This window comes from Neoaquamicrobium microcysteis, from assembly GCF_008180155.1.
GTDB lineage: Bacteria > Pseudomonadota > Alphaproteobacteria > Rhizobiales > Rhizobiaceae > Aerobium > Aerobium microcysteis.
The window spans coordinates 106,745-122,406 of record NZ_VSZS01000068.1 but is presented as its reverse complement, the minus strand read 5'-3'; the positions used below and the strand labels follow the sequence as shown (position 1 = coordinate 122,406).

The following is a 15,662-nucleotide window of genomic DNA, read 5'->3' as shown; positions in this document are numbered from 1 at the left end:
ATAGAAGTTTTCTATCAATTGTGACCCGATCGGATGATGGATCAGCCGCGCCGCGCGAAATCGCCTGCCAGCGTCATCGCCTCTTCCAGAAGCGCCGCCACCAGCGGTGTGTGCGGCTCGCGCTTGGCAGCGACAAGCCCGACGATATGGCTGGCGTCCGGCTCGACGATCGGGATGGCCCGGATTGGCTCGGCAAAGCCGAACGTCTCGGCGAGATTGAGCGGCATTATCGACGACCACTTGCCTGTGCGGATGTGCGAGAACAGCACGATCATAGAGTTGCTTTCCAGCGTCGGTCGCGCGCTTGCGCCGGCTTCCGCCAGATGCTGGTCGATGATGCGCCGGTTCTGCATGTCTGGCGTCAGCAGGCACAGCGGCAGTGCGGCCACCTCCGCCCAAGATACCTTGTCGCGTTCCGACAGCGGGTTTCCCGCTGCCGTGATGAGTTGGTAGCGCTCGGCATAGAGCGGCACGGAGACGACGCGGCCGAGAGGCTCGTTGTCGAGATAGGTGATGCCGGCGTCGATGTCGTAGTTGCCGAGCAGCGACAGCACCTCGATGGATGTGCGCGACAGGATCGTGAAAGTTACGCCGGGGTGCCTGGCTCGAAACGGTGTGGTCAGCAGCGGCGTCATCGCCAGCGCTGTCGGGATGGCAGCGATCTTGAGCCGGCCGGCAAGGCCGTGCCGTGCAGCCCGCATCTCTTCCTTCATCGTGCGCGCGTCGCCGGTGATGCGGCGTGCCCAGCTCAGCACCTGCTCGCCCTCCGGCGTCAGGCCCTGAAAGCGCGAGCCGCGCTGCACCAACATCACGCCCAACTGGTCTTCCAGCTGCTTCACGGCGGCCGAAAGCGTGGGCTGTGTAATGCCCAGCTCCTCGGCCGCCTTTCCGAAATGCTGCGCCCGCGCCAGAGCGATGAAGAATTCGAGCTTGTCGATCATGCCCGAACGCTATCGCGGCCAGCGTCCGCGCGCTACGCCTATTGCTCGATCATGCCCGAGTTGACCATCCAGGGGACGCCGTAGCGGTCGACGAGCATTCCGAACTTCCTTGCCCAGAAGGTGCCTTCCATCGGCATCTGTATGTCGCCGCCTTCCGCCAGCGCGGCAAATATCCGCTCCGCCCGGGCATCGTCGTCGAGCTGGATCGATATCGTGAAGCCGGTCGGCTTCGAGTAGGGATGGTGCGAAGGCGCGTCGGCTCCCATCAGCTCCGCGCCTTCAGCCACCAGATAGGCGTTCATCACCTTGTCCTGCTCGTCGGCCGAAAACTCGCCCGCCATCGGCGTCTCGCCGTTGGTGACGATGCCTTTGATCTCACCATCGAGCACTTTTGCGTAGAAATCGAATGCCTCGCGGCAGTTTCCGTCGAAGGACAGATAGGGAATGAAGTGCATCGTCGTGTCTCCTTGTTCCGGCGTCGCGGCTCAGCCGCGGGCAGCCTTTTCCAGTTCTGCGACATCGAGCTTGACCATCTTCATCATGGCCGCGGTAACGCGCTTGGCTGCTTCGCGATCAGGCCCGGCCATGACGCGTTCGAGAATTTCCGGCACGATCTGCCATGAGAACCCGTATCTGTCCTTCACCCAGCCGCATTGCACCTCTCGGCCGCCATCTGCGGCCAGCTTGTTCCAGTACTCGTCCACCTCGGCCTGGTCGGCGCACAGGATATGGAAAGATACGGCGTCATTGGGCTTGGCTTCAGGGTGCGGCCCGCCGTTGAGGCAGAAGAAGTGGTGCCCCTCGATGACGAACTCCGCCGTCAGCACCTGGCCTTCGGTCGTGTAGGGTTCGCCGCCGCCCGGTGCGTGGACGACCTCGCCCATTTTGGCGTTGCGAAATACCGAGGCGTAGTAGCGCGCGGCCTCTTCCGCCTGGTTCTCGAACCAGAGCCATGTCGTGAGCTTCTGCATGAATTACTCCTTCCTTCGTCGCGCCCTTGGGGGCTGATGACGCAAGGACGTGGCAAGCACGCCCGTGCCGACAGGGCAGGAAAAATATTCGCCATTTCGGCGGCGACATTGCGACGAGGGTGACGCGCGCCCTTGGCCCGCGATCTGAACTGCATTATCTGGACTGCACATAAAAAAAGCGGAAGAAGCACCATGGCCGTCACCAAGGAAGCCGTCATAGAGAAGCTGAAGACGATCAAGGGCCCCGATTTCGAGGGCGATATCGTTTCGCTCGGCCTTGTGTCCGACATCTTCATCGCCAACGGAAAGGTTTTCTTCTCCGTTACGGTGCCGTCGGACCGTGCACAGGCGCTTGAGCCGCTACGCGCGGCTGCAGAGCGCGCCGTGAAGTCGATACCGGGCGTCGAGGGTGCTGTGGTCGCGCTCACCGCCGAGAAGAAGGGCGGCGGCATGGAGGCGGCTCCGCCGCGTCCCGCCCCGCCGCGCCCGACGCCTGCTCCGGCTCCCGCGCCTGCCAGTCGCCAGCAGGGCAAGGCAGGCGTTCCGGGCGTGCGCGCCATCATCGCGGTGGCGTCCGGCAAGGGCGGCGTTGGCAAGTCCACCACGGCGGCCAACCTCGCGCTCGGCCTTGCCGCCAACGGGCTCAAGGTCGGCGTGCTCGATGCAGACATCTATGGCCCTTCCATGCCACGTCTGCTGGGCATCTCCGGCCGGCCGGAAACGGTGGATGGCAAGGTGCTCAGGCCGATGCAGAACTATGGCCTCAAGGTCATGTCGATGGGCTTCCTCGTCGACGAGGAGACGCCGATGATCTGGCGCGGCCCGATGGTGATGTCCGCGCTGTCGCAGATGCTGCGCGAGGTCGAATGGGGCACGCTCGACGTGCTGGTGGTTGACATGCCGCCCGGCACCGGCGACGCGCAGCTTACCATGGCGCAGCAGGTGCCTCTGGCCGGCGCGGTTATCGTCTCGACGCCGCAGGACCTCGCCCTCATCGATGCACGCAAGGGCATCAACATGTTCAGGAAGGTCGACGTACCGCTGCTCGGCATCGTCGAAAACATGAGCTACTTCCTCGCTCCCGACACGGGCGCGCGCTACGACATCTTCGGCCATGGCGGTGCAAGGCGCGAGGCCGAACGCATCGGTGTGCCGTTCCTGGGCGAGGTGCCCTTGACTATGGATGTGCGCGAATCCTCCGATGCCGGCACGCCCGTCGTCGTTTCCGATCCGCAAGGCGCCCAGGCGCAGGTCTACCGCGCCATTGCCGAGAAGGTCTGGGAGCAGTTGAGGGTTCAGGCTACTGCGCAGCCGGCCGCGCCGGCGATCGTTTTCGAATAATCAGGCAGTTGTTGGTTCCGGGGAGGGAAGTTTGAACGACGTCGTCATTCACGAACGCCGTGACGGGTACAGCATCATTACGCTCAACCGGCCCGAGCGGCTCAATGCGTTCAACGAAGCGCAGCATCTCGCGTTGCGTGCCGCCATCGACTCCTGCGAGGCCGATCAGGATTGCGGCGCGATTGTGCTGACCGGGGCGGGGCGAGGCTTTTGTGCCGGTCAGGACCTTGCCGACCGCGACCCCACCATCCTCGGTGACAGCCCCGATCTGGGAATGACGCTCGAGACCTATTACAACCCGCTGGTGCGCAGGCTGCGCGGGCTGCAGATGCCGGTCATCTGCGCAGTCAACGGCGTGGCGGCGGGCGCGGGCGCCAACATCGCCTTCGCCTGCGATATCGTGCTCGCGGCAAAGTCCGCCAAGTTCATACAGGCGTTCTCGAAAATAGGTCTCATCCCCGATGCCGGCGGCACCTACTGGCTGACGAAGCATCTGGGCGAGGCGCGCGCCAAGGCGCTTGCCATGACAGCCCACCCGCTTCCGGCCGAAGACGCCGCCAGCTGGGGGCTTATCTGGAAGGCTGTGGACGACGACGCCCTGATGGCCGAGGCGACGGCGCTCGCCGAAAGCTTCGCCAACGGTCCGACGCGCGCCTTTGCGCTCACCAAGCAGGCGATCCACGCCGCTTCGGGCAACTCGCTGGAAGAACAGCTCGAAGTCGAGCGTGCGCTTCAGCGCGAGGCAGGCTGGTCGGACGACTACAAGGAAGGCGTCGCAGCCTTCCTGCAAAAGCGCCCGGCGAACTATCGTGGCCGCAAGAGCGGCTGACCTCTCGTCTATCTCGCCGCTCGTGCGCCCGGTGCCAGACCTCGCTCTACGCTTGGGCTGCGAGATAGCCGGGCAGGTCCGCGATTGAATCCAGCACCACGTCTGCCAGTTGCGAAAGTGAATCGCGCGTGCCAGTGCCCGACAGTACGCCCACCGCAAGCCCTACGCCGCCGGCCCTCGCCATTTCGAGGTCATGGCGATTATCACCGACCATGGCGAGCTGCGTCGGCTTGAGCCCGGTCAGGTCGCAGAAGGCGTAGACAGTGTCCGGTGCCGGCTTGGGGTTTGCCACGGCGTCGTACCCGTAGGCTGCGTCGAACATCTGCGCGACCCCCAGTGCCAGTAGCGTGCGTTCGGCCCCACCGGTGGAATCGTTAGTCGCTACGCCCAGCCTCAACCCGGTGGCGTGCAGCGATTTGAGAGCGTCGATGCAGCCGGCCAGCACCACGGGCTTCGCGGCTCCTTCCTCCGTCGTGAACCGGTCGAACTCGTCGATCAGCGCCTGCCGCGGGCCGTTTGCCAAGTGCGGATACCAGAGCGCCACGATGTCGGCGTTGGTTCCTGCCGCGAAGATCGAATCCGGCCGAAACCTGTGTGCCTCGAAATCGAAGCCCGCCACGTCAAGCAGGTCGTTGGCCTGCTCGCGGTCGCCATTGGCGGCCCGGAGCGCCAGAATGTCGCCGATTGCGAACCACGTTGCATGAAAATCGACAAGCGTGCCGTCCTTGTCGAACAAAATGCCCTTGATGTCGGCCAACCTGCTCGCTCCGCTACTTGAGGCCGCGCATGTGTCGCACGAGCCCGGCCGTCGACGCGTCCCGGCCTGCGGCATCCTGCTTGCCTTCAACGACAGGCAGAAGACCTGTGGCAAGCTCCTTGCCCAGTTCCACGCCCCACTGGTCGAATGCGTTGATGCCGAAGAGCTGTGCCTCGACGAACACGCGGTGCTCGTAAAGCGCGACCAGCCGGCCCAGTGTGAACGGGTCGAGCGTCCTGTAGAGCAGCGTTACTGACGGCCGGTTGCCGCTGAAGACCCGGTGCGGCGCGATCGCCTCCACGTCTTCTGCGGCCATGCCCTTGGCAAGCATCTGCGTCCGCGCCTCTTCCAGCGTTCGACCCTTCATCAGTGCTTCCGACTGCGCGAAGCAGTTGGCCACCAGAAGGTCGTGGTGGTGGCTCAGTTCCGGCTCGTGCCCCTGGGCCGCAACCAGAAACTCGACCGGGATCACGTCTGTGCCCTGGTGCAGCAACTGGAAGAACGCGTGCTGACCGTTGGTGCCCGGCTCGCCCCAGACCAGCGGGCCGGTGGGGGTGGCGACCGGCTCGCCGTCGATGGTCACGCCCTTGCCGTTCGATTCCATGTCGAGCTGCTGGAGATAGGCCGGCAGGCGCGAAAGCCTCTGATCGTAGGGGATGACCGCACGGGCCGGATAGCCGCAGGCGACCCGATGCCAGTATCCGACGAGGCCCAGCATGAGAGGCAGGTTCTGCAACATCGGAGCCGTTGCAAAATGCTCGTCCATCTCGTGGGCCCCGGCCAGGAAAGCGCGGAAATTCTCAGGCCCCACCGCGATCATCACCGGCAGGCCGATGGCTGACCAAAGCGAATAGCGCCCGCCGACCCAGTCCCAGAAGCCGAAGACGCGATCCTGTGGAATGCCGAAAGCCGCGACCTTGTCGAGCGCCGTCGATACGGCTGCAAAATGCGACGACACCGCATCGTCGCCCAGCGTCCCGGCGATCCAGCGTCGCGCGGTATCGGCATTGGTCATCGTCTCGATAGTCGTGAAGGTCTTGGATGCGATGATGAAAAGCGTCGTCGCGGGATCCAGCGCCTTCAGTGTATCGGCGATGTGCGCCCCGTCGACGTTGGAGACATAGTGCGCCCGCGGGCCGTCATGATACGGCGCGAGCGCCAGCGTCGCCATGGCGGGGCCGAGGTCGGAACCGCCGATGCCGATATTGACGATGTCGGTGATCTTCTGGCCCGTCGCTCCCTTGATCGCGCCGGAGCGCACACCGTCGGCAAAGGTCGCCATTGCGTCGAGCACGGCGTGCACCTCGCCCATCACGTCCCTGCCGTCGGCGATCACGGGCCGGTCGGCGGGGTTGCGCAGGGCGGTATGTAGCACCGCCCGGTTTTCGGTCGCGTTGATCTTCTCGCCCGACAGCATCGCCTCACGGCGTCGCTCCACGCCGGCGGTCCGTGCAAGCGCCTCCAGCAGCGAGACGGTCTCGGAGGTCAGCGCACATTTGGAGAAGTCGAAGAGCAGATCGTCCAGCCTCAGCGAGAAAGCCTTGAACCGGTCCGGCTCGGATGCGAACGCCTTTCGCATATCGAATGGCATCAGCGCTTCGCGGTGGGCCTTCAGCGCACTGAGCGCGGCGTCGAAACCGGGTCTTTCCATGTCTGTCTCCGCCGTCGCTGGCTTGCTTTGGCCGGTCTTGCCGGCGCGGGGGATTCATAAGACGCAGCGGCCCGCGGGTTCAAGCTGCAAATGGCCCAAGGGCCGATCCATCAGTGGCACAAATTGGTACGATCAATTAATTTCATTGGCGCAAGCCATTGGACCAGTCTTGAATGCGTTGCGCCAGAGACTGCCGAGTCTCGTGCATCCGGGAGCGACGCCATGCCTACGAGAACCGATCCGGCGATATGGTCCGGCCTGTTCAGGATTTCAGCGGAATCCGGCCAGACCCTTCAGGCCCAGATCAGGCAGGCGATCGTGGCGGCGATCCTCGATCGTCAGATCGCGGCTTCGATGCCGCTGCCTTCTTGCCGCATCCTCGCCGAGAAGCTGGGCGTCGCGCGCGGCACGGTCGTTCTGGCGTTCCAGCAGTTGGTCGACCAGGGCTTTCTGATAGCGCGCGAGCGGCGGGGTCATTTCGTCAATCCCGAGGTCCTCGCCACGCCCGGCCGCATGCGCGAGGCGGCGAACCGCGAGCCGCAGGACACAATAGACTGGAAGGCGCGTCGCCGCATCGCCGCCTCCGAGATGCCGGAGCCGACCAAGCAGGAAAACTGGATCAAGTCGTCCTACCCGTTCGTCTACGGCCAGTTCGACCCTGCGTTGTTTCCCACGGCCGAATGGCGTGAGTGCAACCGCATGGCGCTGGCCGTGCTGGAGATCCGAAACTGGGCGGCCGACATGGTCGACCGCGACGATCCGTTGTTGATCGAGCAGATACAGGCGCGCCTGCTGCCGCGTCGCGGCATCTTCGCCAACCCCGACGAGATCATCGTTACGCTCGGCGCGCAGAACGCGCTTTACATGCTGGCGACGCTGTTGATGGGCAAGGGTTCCAAAGTCGCCATGGAAGATCCGGGCTATCCCGACGCCCGCTCCATCTTCAGGCTCGCTGGCGCGGAGGTCGCTCCCGTCAGGGTCGATCGCGACGGCATTGATGTTGGCGCCATCCCGGGCGACACCAATTTCGTCTTTGTCACGCCCAATCACCATTGCCCCACCATGGTGTCGCTCAGCGAGGCGCGCCGCCGCCAGCTGCTGGCTGACGCCGAGGCGCATGACCGCATCATCATCGAGGACGGCTACGACAGCCAACTCGTCGATGACGCGCCCCAGCAGGCGCTGCGCGGCATGGATCGCTCGGGCCGCGTGGTCTATGTCGGCTCGCTATCCAAGACGCTCGCGCCGGGGCTGCGGCTTGGCTACATCGTCGCGTCGGCGGGGCTCATCGCCGAGCTGCGGGCCCTGCGACGCTTCATGCTGCGCCACCCGCCGGCCAACAACCAGCGCGCGGTCGCCCTGTTCCTGTCGCTAGGTCATCACGAGGCGTTGGTGCGCAAGCTTTCCGCCGCTTTCACAGAGCGCCGCAAGCGGCTTTCTCAGGCTATCGACGCTTTCCTGCCCGAATGGCGCTCGGCCGATACGCTCGGCGGCACGTCGGTCTGGCTGGAGGGGCCACCCGGTGCCGATGGCGCCGCATTGGCCCAGGTGGCCGCCGCGCGCGGCGTGCTGATCGAGCCCGGCGCACGCTTCTTCGACCGACCGGAAAAGAACGGCCGCTTCCTGCGGCTCGGCATCTCGTCCATCGCGCTTCAGCATATCGAGCCCGGAGTGCGCGAACTGGCAACGGCAGCCGGGCGGAGACCTGCGGCAGCGTAGTTCCTCCTTGGGAGACGAGCCGGCTCCCTTACGATTGTGTAAGCCGGGTTGTCTCTCTTGAGAGGAGGCGTAGAGCTGCGGCTATGGAGTTCTAACCGATCTCCGACCCTACCCCAAATATCAGCACTGGCTCATCTTCGTTGAAAGCGCTGGCCCAATCCAACTGCCCCACGACAGCGACATAGTCGGTGCTGTCAGATGGTGCAGGCGGCTCGCAGAAGCCGCGCCACTGGCAGAGTGTCGGTTGGGGAACTGTCATGCCGGTCACGGTCGATGAACCACAGGCGCCCGCTTCTTCGAGGCGGGCGGGCGGTCGCGATGCGCGGCGCGCCATGCGCGCGGCGCCGCTGGCGGAGGATATCAGGCCGGTGAGGCCCGGGCTTGAAGGTGGGCGATACCGACCCCTCGCCGAAAACGACATAGAGCGCATTCACGAAGCGGTACTGACGGTTCTGGAGACGGTTGGCTTCGCCAACGCCATCCCTTCCTGCGTCGAGGCTCTGAAACGCGCCGGTGCCCATTACGGGGAAGATGGCCGGATCCGCTTCCCCCGCGCCCTCGTGCTCGAAACGATCAGGAGCGCCGCACGGCATTTCACCCTCCATGGGCAGGATCCGAAGCACGACATGGTCGTGCAGGGCCGGCGCGTTCACTACGGCACGGCGGGTGCAGCGGTGCATGTGGTGGATGTCGAAAAGCGCGAATACCGCGAGTCGCTGCTTCAGGACATCTACGATGCCGCGCGCATAGTCGACCGGATGGACAACATCCACTTCTTCCAGCGGCCGATGGTGCCGCGCGACATGGTCGATCCGGCCGACCTCGACCTCAATACGCTCTACGCCTGCGTCACCGGCACGACGAAGCACGTCGGTACATCTTTCACGGTCCGCGAGAACGTCGCTCCTGCGCTGGACATGCTTTACGCGATCGCCGGCGGGGAGGAGAATTTCCGCGCCCGGCCATTCGTGTCCAACTCCAACTGCTTCGTTGTGCCGCCAATGAAGTTCGCGGAGGATGCCTGCGGCGTGCTCGAAGCCTGCGTGGAAGGTGGCATCCCCATCCTGCTTCTGTCGGCAGGCCAGGCGGGCGCAACCGCGCCGGCTGCGATCGCCGGTGCGGTGGTGCAGGCTGTGGCCGAGGTGCTGGCGGGACTGGTCTACGTCAACGCGCTCAAGCCCGGCCATCCCTGCATATTCGGCACATGGCCCTTCGTCTCCGACCTGCGCACCGGCGCGATGTCGGGCGGTTCGGGCGAGCAGGCGCTGCTCACGGCGGCTTGCGCGCAGATGGCGCAGTACTACGACCTGCCAGGCGGCTCGGCGGCCGGGATGGCAGATTCCAAGCTGCCCGACATACAGTCCGGCTACGAAAAGGGCATCACCGACGTGATGGCCGGGCTTTCAGGGCTGAACCTGATCTACGAATCCGCCGGCATGCACGCCTCGCTGCTGGGCTTCTGCCTCGAAAGCCTCATCATCGACAATGACATGATCGGCCAATGCTTGCGCTGCGTTCGCGGCATCGAGGTCTCGGACGCGGCTCTGTCGATCGAGGCGATCACCGATGTCTGCCTCAACGGACCGGGGCACTATCTCGGTCACGAGCAGACGCTGCGACTGATGCAGACGGAGTATTTCTATCCCGCTATTGCCGATCGCTTCAGCCCCAAGGAATGGAACGAGAAGGGCAGGCCGGACATCCTTCAGCGCGCCATCGCCGAAAAGCGCCGCATCCTGGAAAGCCATTTTCCCCGCCACGTCCCGCGTGACGTGGACGATGCGCTCCGCGCCCGCCATGCAAACATCCACCTCCCGAAAAAGGCGATGGGCTGGGGATAGCTGTTATCGCACCGCTTTTCGGCGCGTCACTCCCCGTCGGCGCTCAGCGCGAACCGCTCCACCACTTCCGGGTTGATGAGCCTGGCATGCAGCGCCAGCAGAACGACCTGCGCGTCGAGGCTTTCATCGGCATCCAGCGCGCGCTCGATCCGGGTTTCGACATCGGCAAGCCGTGCTTCCCCATTCACGTGCAGGAACGCGTCGCGCCCGGCCACGCAATAGGCGAACAGGCCCGCCAGAGGCAGGTAGGCATCCTCGGGCGGCTCACGATCCGGCCACGCGTCCTTCATCAGATTGACGATGGTCAACTTGACGCCCTCGGGCACCAGCGCGGGGTGTAGGTCGACCGCGCGCAACGCCTTGTCGAGATGGCGTAGGTCGCTGGAGCGGCCGAACATGCCGAAGAAGCCGAGTGATGAGTTGCGCCTTGTCATACCTGCCTTCCATTCTGCTGCGACCATGGTCGAGGCGCGCCCGGCACGCAACCTTGTTCGATGAGGGTTTTGCAATCCATGTGACGGGCCATCGCGACAGGAGTATCATGCACCGAGGCGGGGTTGGCGCCGAGCAGGGAGGCTCATCATGGCGCGCAAATATATAGACTGCCGTGAATTCCCCAGCGAAATGAAGTGCACCGTCGCGATTTCGGCTGACGATGAGGAAGAACTTGTGAACGCCGCCGTACAGCACGCAGTCGCCGTGCACGGCGAACACGATACGCCCGCCTTCCGTAAGGAGGTCAGGAGCGCCATCCATCAGGGAACGCCGCCGCTGACGGTGGCATAGAGCTTTGACCGGCATGGCCGCGCCGCAACCGCGCGGCCATGCACAATCTCGTGACGCGCGTCAGTGATTGTTGCGCGGCAGGCCTTTTTCCTGCGCGACGCGCTGATATTTCACCGCAGGTTTCAGCACCATGCCGGCCGATAGCTGGTCGACCATGCCGCGCTGGATTTCCTGCCATGGCGTCTGATGGTCCGGGAACGCATAGCCTCCCGCGCTCACCAGCGCCGCGCGCCGGGTAGAAAGCTCCTCGTCGGAGATCAATATGTCCGCCGTCCCCTTCTTGAGGTCGATGCGCACCCGGTCGCCGGTCTTCACCAGCGCCAGCCCGCCACCCACAGCCGCCTCAGGCGAGGCGTTGAGGATGGAGGGTGAGCCCGAAGTACCGGACTGCCGCCCGTCGCCGATGCAGGGCAGGGAGTGCACACCCTTCTTGATGAGGTAGGCCGGCGGCTGCATGTTCACCACCTCGGCCGCCCCCGGATAGCCGACCGGCCCCGTCCCGCGCATGAACAGGATGGTGTGTTCGTCGATACCCTCGGCCGGGTCGTCGATGCGGGCATGGTAGTCTTCCGGCCCGTCGAACACGGCAGCCTTACCCTCGAACGCTTCCGGGTCTGCGGGGTTCGACAAATAGCGCTCGCGGAACTCCGGCGAGATCACGCTGGTCTTCATGATCGCACTGTCGAACAGGTTGCCCTTGAGGTTGATGAAACCCGCCTGTTTCTTCAGCGGGTCCGCAACCGTCCGGATCACCTTCGTGTCGAGGTTTTCCACCTCACGGCAATTGTCGCCGATAGTTTTGCCGTTCACCGTCCTGGCTTCGGGATGCGGCAGCATGCCGGCCTTCATCAGTTCGGCCACCACCGCCGGTACGCCGCCGGCGTGGTGATAGTCTTCGCCCAGATATTCGCCCGCAGGCTGCAGGTTCACCAGCAGCGGCACGTCGTGCCCCACCTCCTGCCAGTCATCGTTGTCAAGTGGAACGCCCAGATGCCGCGCGATGGCATTGAGATGGATCGGCGCGTTGGTGGATCCGCCGATGGCCGAGTTGACGACGATCGCGTTCTCGAACGCCTCACGCGTCATGATGTCGGATGGCTTGAGGTCCTCCCATACCATCTCGACGATGCGCTTGCCGGTTTCGTAGGCGATTTGTCCGCGCTCGCGGTAGGGTGCCGGAATGGCAGCCGACCCAGGCAGTTGCATGCCCAACGCTTCCGCCAGGCTATTCATGGTGGTGGCGGTGCCCATCGTGTTGCAGTAGCCGACCGACGGGGCGGAGGAGGCGACCAGGTCGATGAAGCCGGCAGTGTCGATCTCGCCTGCCGCCAGCATCTCGCGCGCCTTCCACACGATGGTGCCGGATCCGGTGCGCTCGCCCCTGTGCCAGCCGTTCAGCATCGGCCCGACCGAGAGTGCGATGGCAGGAATGTTGACGGTTGCCGCCCCCATCAGCATCGCCGGCGTGGTCTTGTCGCATCCGATCGTCAGCACCACGCCGTCCAGCGGATAGCCGTAAAGCGTTTCCACGAGCCCGAGATAGGCGAGGTTGCGGTCGAGCGAGGCGGTGGGGCGCTTGCCGGTTTCCTGGATCGGGTGAACCGGAAACTCGAACACCACGCCGCCCGCCGCGCGGATGCCCTCGCGCACGCGCTTGGCAAGCTCGATGTGGTGGCGGTTGCAGGGCGACAGGTCCGAGCCGGTCTGCGCGATGCCGATCATCGGCTTGCCGGATTGAAGCTCCTCGCGCGTCAGGCCGTAGTTCAGGTACCGCTCGATATACAGGGCGGTCATCCCGGGGTCAGCCGGGTTGTCGAACCATTGCTGGGACCTCAATCTTGTGCTGGCGTTGCCTGCCATCGCGTTTCCCTCTTTCGCTGCGCGGGCCAGTTATTGCATGCTCGCGCATCATTGCGCTACCACGGTTGCCAGCAAGCGGGAGGAATTTGGTTATGGCGATGATAATCGAAGGCGAGGAACGCATCGAGGCTCCCATCGGCAGGGTTTGGGAAGCGCTGAACGACCCCGAAATCCTCAAGCAATGCATCCCCGGCTGCGAGAGCCTGGAGAAGAAATCCGACACCGAGCTCGAGGCTGTCGTCACGCTCAAGATCGGGCCGATCAAGGCCAAGTTCAACGGCCAAGTCGAGCTGAAGAACCTGAAGCCCCCTCACTCCTACACCATTCAGGGCGAAGGCAAGGGCGGCATCGCCGGCTTCGCCAAAGGCGGTGCCGACGTGACGCTGAAGGAAGACGGCCCGAACCTAACCGTCCTCACCTATGAGGCCAAAGCCGATGTCGGCGGCAAGATCGCCCAGCTCGGCAGCCGGCTGATCACGTCCACCTCCAAGAAACTGGCCGGACAGTTCTTCTCGTCCTTCAACGAGAAGGTAAGCAACGGCTGACGCAGCCTGGCTGCCGAAGCCCTTCCACAAAAAGTTCGGGGCGCCGGAAGCGCCCCGAGACCCTTGGAGTTTTCCGTCCCTACCTGAGTTCGCGTCGCAGGATCTTGCCGACGTTGGTCTTCGGCAGTTCTGTGCGGAACTCCACATGCTTGGGCCGCTTGTAGGCGGTCAGCTTGTCCTTGCAGAAGTCGATCAGGTCCTTCTCGGTCAGGTTCGCGTCCTTCTTGACCACGAAGATCTTCGGCACTTCGCCGGACTTCTCATCGGCAACGCCAACAGCCGCGACTTCCAGCACGCCGGGGTGCATGGCGATCACGTCCTCGATCTCGTTGGGATAGACGTTGAAGCCCGAGACGAGGATCATGTCCTTCTTGCGGTCCACGATCTTCACGTGGCCCCGCGCGTCCATGAAGCCCATGTCGCCCGATTTGAAGAACCCATCCTTGGTCATGACCTTTTCGGTCTCGTCGGGACGATTCCAGTAGCCGGCCATCACCTGCGGGCCCTTGATGAGGATTTCGCCGACCTCACCGGTGGGCAGATCCTTGCCGTCCTCGCCGCGAATGACGATCTCCGTAGACGGCATTGGCAGGCCGATCGTGCCGGAGAAATCATCGGCGTCGAACGGGTTGGCGGTCGCCACAGGAGATGTCTCCGACAGGCCGTAGCCTTCCGAGATCGTGATGCCTGTCAGCTTCTTCCAGCGATCGGCCACCGCCTTCTGCACCGCCATGCCGCCGCCGAACGTCAGAAGCAGAGGCTTGAAATCGAGCTTCTGGAAGTCCTCGTTGTTCAGCAGTGCGTTGAACAGCGTGTTGAGGCCGGGGAACACGTTCACCGGATACTTCTGCAGCTCTTTCACGAAGGCTGGAATGTCGCGCGGATTGGCGATCAAGATGTTCTGCGCGCCCTGTTGCATGCCCATCAGCGCGTTCACCGTCAGCGCATAGATGTGATAGAGCGGCAGCGCGCAGACATAGACGAGGCTGTCGGGCCGCTTGCGCTTTACATAGGCGCTCTCCACCCACAGCGCGTTCTGCGCCACGTTGGCCAGGACGTTGCGATGAAGCAGCGTCGCGCCCTTCGACACGCCGGTCGTGCCGCCTGTGTATTGCAGGAAGGCGATGTCGTCGAGGTCGACGTCCGGCTTGCGGAAGCTCTTCGAGCGGCCTTCCTTGACGGCGTCGTTGAACTTGACGTGGCCGGGCAGCGACCACGCAGGAACCATCTTCTTCACCCGGCGCACGACCAGGTTGACGAGGAAGCCCTTGAGGCCGAGCATGTCGCCCATGGATGCGACCACCACATGCTTCACCGGCGTCTTGTTCAGCACGGTTTGCAAGGTCGTGGCGAAGTTTTCCAGGATAACGATCGCTTCGGCGCCGGAATCCTTCAGCTGGTGCTCGAGCTCGCGCGGCGTGTAGAGCGGGTTCACGTTGACGACCGTATAGCCCGCCCGCAGCACCGCCATCAGCGTGACGGGGTATTGAAGCACGTTCGGCATCATGATCGCGACGCGCGCACCCTTCTTCAGCCCCTTGGACTGGAAATAGGCGGCGAGATGCTTCGATTGCTCCTCGAGTTCGGCGAAGGTGATCGACTTGCCCATTGAGGTGAAGGCGGGGCGCGTGGCAAAGGTCGCGCAGGCTTTCACCATCATGTCGCCGATCGATGCATCCTCGATCGGCCCGATCTCGTGCTTCACCACCTCAGGGTAGGTGGCAAGCCACGGCCTTGACGCGGCGGCCTTCGCCGTTGCCGCTTTCGCGGCTGCAGCCTTGGCCGTTGTGGGCTTCGGGGCGGCAGGCTTCGCTACGGCAGCTTTGGCAGGCGCGGCTTTGCTGCTGGCCGGCTTGGCGGCAGCCTTCGAAGCCGTCTTCGGCGCGGCCGCCTTGGCGGGAGCTGCCTCCTTCGCCGGCGCGGTCTTCTTGGGGGCAGGCTTGGAAGCTGCCTTAGGCGTGGTTGCAGCCTCGGCCTTCGCTGCCGGCTTGGAGGTCACCTTGGCAGCCGGCTTTGCCGCTGCCTTGGGCGCTGTCGATTTGGAGGTCGCGGCAGGCTTTGCCGCCGCCGTCTTTGCTGGTGTCTTGGCTACAGCCGGCTTTGCTGCAGCTTTGGCCTTGGCCGTGGCAGGTGCCTTGGCGGCAGGTTTCGTGGCTGCGGCCTTCGTCGGCTTTTCAGCCGCCTTTGGTGCGGCCTTGGTAGCCGGTTCTTTCTTTGCAGCGCTGGTTGGGTTGGTCTTCTTTGCGGAAGCTGGTTTCGCCGGTGTTTTGGCCACGTCTGGTTCTCCTCCTCGATATCCGGGGACTGCCCGCGCCTATGGACGCGCGTTCCTACAATCAAACTGCCTGGCCGGCGCTTGGATGCATCCCCGCTTGGTATTTCTATCTAGTGCGACAAACGCGTTGCGCGCAAGGTTTGCGC

14 protein-coding genes are annotated in these 15,662 nt (G+C 64.1%); 6 read left to right on the top strand and 8 right to left on the bottom strand.

What is annotated here, in order from left to right:
* Positions 1-41: 41 nt before the first annotated feature.
* From FY036_RS21465 to FY036_RS21455, 3 genes are read right to left on the bottom strand one after another with little or no spacing between them, the layout of a single operon-like run.
* Positions 42-941, bottom strand: coding sequence for a LysR family transcriptional regulator (locus FY036_RS21465; RefSeq protein ID WP_148916823.1), 900 nt, complete (start codon positions 939-941; stop codon positions 42-44).
* 38 nt (positions 942-979) lie between these two features.
* On the bottom strand, positions 980-1,396 hold the full coding sequence (locus FY036_RS21460) for a VOC family protein (RefSeq protein ID WP_148916822.1): 417 nt from the start codon (positions 1,394-1,396) through the stop codon (positions 980-982).
* 30 nt (positions 1,397-1,426) lie between these two features.
* Complete coding sequence (locus FY036_RS21455) at positions 1,427-1,912, bottom strand: VOC family protein (protein WP_148916821.1); 486 nt, start codon at positions 1,910-1,912, stop codon at positions 1,427-1,429.
* Positions 1,913-2,104: 192 nt separating this feature from the next.
* Between FY036_RS21455 and apbC the strand changes: the two genes are divergently transcribed.
* Together apbC and paaG are read left to right on the top strand one after the other, a co-directional pair.
* On the top strand, positions 2,105-3,253 hold the full coding sequence (gene apbC, locus FY036_RS21450; RefSeq protein WP_148916820.1) for an iron-sulfur cluster carrier protein ApbC: 1,149 nt from the start codon (positions 2,105-2,107) through the stop codon (positions 3,251-3,253).
* Positions 3,254-3,284: 31 nt separating this feature from the next.
* A complete protein-coding gene (gene paaG / locus FY036_RS21445) occupies positions 3,285-4,082 on the top strand; it encodes a 2-(1,2-epoxy-1,2-dihydrophenyl)acetyl-CoA isomerase PaaG (RefSeq protein ID WP_148916819.1) in 798 nt (265 codons plus the stop codon).
* A 46-nt stretch (positions 4,083-4,128) separates the two neighbouring features.
* Here the strand turns inward: paaG and FY036_RS21440 are convergent, their stop codons facing one another.
* Together FY036_RS21440 and pgi are read right to left on the bottom strand one after the other, a co-directional pair.
* Positions 4,129-4,839 (bottom strand): HAD family hydrolase, encoded by a 711-nt coding sequence (locus FY036_RS21440; protein WP_148916818.1) that lies wholly within the window; start codon positions 4,837-4,839, stop codon positions 4,129-4,131.
* A gap of 13 nt (positions 4,840-4,852) precedes the next feature.
* Positions 4,853-6,490, bottom strand: a complete 1,638-nt coding sequence (pgi, locus tag FY036_RS21435; protein WP_148916817.1) for a glucose-6-phosphate isomerase — start codon at positions 6,488-6,490, stop codon at positions 4,853-4,855.
* A gap of 222 nt (positions 6,491-6,712) precedes the next feature.
* On the opposite strand from pgi, the gene pdxR reads away from it, so the two are divergent.
* Both pdxR and FY036_RS21425 read left to right on the top strand, forming a co-directional pair.
* Positions 6,713-8,209, top strand: a complete 1,497-nt coding sequence (gene pdxR / locus FY036_RS21430) for a MocR-like pyridoxine biosynthesis transcription factor PdxR (RefSeq protein ID WP_148916816.1) — start codon at positions 6,713-6,715, stop codon at positions 8,207-8,209.
* Between the two features lie 257 nt (positions 8,210-8,466).
* Positions 8,467-10,050, top strand: a complete 1,584-nt coding sequence (locus FY036_RS21425) for a trimethylamine methyltransferase family protein (protein ID WP_148916815.1) — start codon at positions 8,467-8,469, stop codon at positions 10,048-10,050.
* Between the two features lie 26 nt (positions 10,051-10,076).
* Here the strand turns inward: FY036_RS21425 and FY036_RS21420 are convergent, their stop codons facing one another.
* Positions 10,077-10,484, bottom strand: coding sequence for a hypothetical protein (locus FY036_RS21420; RefSeq protein ID WP_148916814.1), 408 nt, complete (start codon positions 10,482-10,484; stop codon positions 10,077-10,079).
* Positions 10,485-10,632: 148 nt separating this feature from the next.
* Between FY036_RS21420 and FY036_RS21415 the strand changes: the two genes are divergently transcribed.
* On the top strand, positions 10,633-10,836 hold the full coding sequence (locus FY036_RS21415; protein WP_148916813.1) for a DUF1059 domain-containing protein: 204 nt from the start codon (positions 10,633-10,635) through the stop codon (positions 10,834-10,836).
* Positions 10,837-10,896: 60 nt separating this feature from the next.
* Here FY036_RS21415 and FY036_RS21410 read toward each other — a convergent pair whose 3' ends face one another.
* Positions 10,897-12,696 carry an IlvD/Edd family dehydratase gene (locus FY036_RS21410; protein ID WP_148916812.1) on the bottom strand — a complete coding sequence of 600 codons (1,800 nt, stop codon included), beginning with the start codon at positions 12,694-12,696 and terminating at the stop codon, positions 10,897-10,899.
* Positions 12,697-12,788: 92 nt separating this feature from the next.
* Here FY036_RS21410 and FY036_RS21405 point away from each other — a divergent pair, with 92 nt between their 5' ends.
* Entirely contained in the window at positions 12,789-13,241 is a 453-nt protein-coding gene (locus FY036_RS21405) for a CoxG family protein (protein ID WP_148916811.1), read from the top strand.
* 79 nt (positions 13,242-13,320) lie between these two features.
* On the opposite strand, the gene FY036_RS21400 is transcribed toward FY036_RS21405, so the two are convergent.
* Complete coding sequence (locus FY036_RS21400; protein ID WP_148916810.1) at positions 13,321-15,516, bottom strand: long-chain-fatty-acid--CoA ligase; 2,196 nt, start codon at positions 15,514-15,516, stop codon at positions 13,321-13,323.
* Positions 15,517-15,662 lie beyond the last annotated feature (146 nt).

Coding starts and splice junctions, on each gene's coding strand:
- FY036_RS21465 (WP_148916823.1), bottom strand. CDS start 941: ATGATCGACAAGCTCGAATTCTTCATCGCTCTGGCGCGGGCGCAGCAT.
- FY036_RS21460 (WP_148916822.1), bottom strand. CDS start 1,396: ATGCACTTCATTCCCTATCTGTCCTTCGACGGAAACTGCCGCGAGGCA.
- FY036_RS21455 (WP_148916821.1), bottom strand. CDS start 1,912: ATGCAGAAGCTCACGACATGGCTCTGGTTCGAGAACCAGGCGGAAGAG.
- apbC (WP_148916820.1), top strand. CDS start 2,105: ATGGCCGTCACCAAGGAAGCCGTCATAGAGAAGCTGAAGACGATCAAG.
- pgi (WP_148916817.1), bottom strand. CDS start 6,490: ATGGAAAGACCCGGTTTCGACGCCGCGCTCAGTGCGCTGAAGGCCCAC.
- pdxR (WP_148916816.1), top strand. CDS start 6,713: ATGCCTACGAGAACCGATCCGGCGATATGGTCCGGCCTGTTCAGGATT.
- FY036_RS21425 (WP_148916815.1), top strand. CDS start 8,467: ATGCCGGTCACGGTCGATGAACCACAGGCGCCCGCTTCTTCGAGGCGG.
- FY036_RS21420 (WP_148916814.1), bottom strand. CDS start 10,484: ATGACAAGGCGCAACTCATCACTCGGCTTCTTCGGCATGTTCGGCCGC.
- FY036_RS21415 (WP_148916813.1), top strand. CDS start 10,633: ATGGCGCGCAAATATATAGACTGCCGTGAATTCCCCAGCGAAATGAAG.
- FY036_RS21410 (WP_148916812.1), bottom strand. CDS start 12,696: ATGGCAGGCAACGCCAGCACAAGATTGAGGTCCCAGCAATGGTTCGAC.
- FY036_RS21405 (WP_148916811.1), top strand. CDS start 12,789: ATGGCGATGATAATCGAAGGCGAGGAACGCATCGAGGCTCCCATCGGC.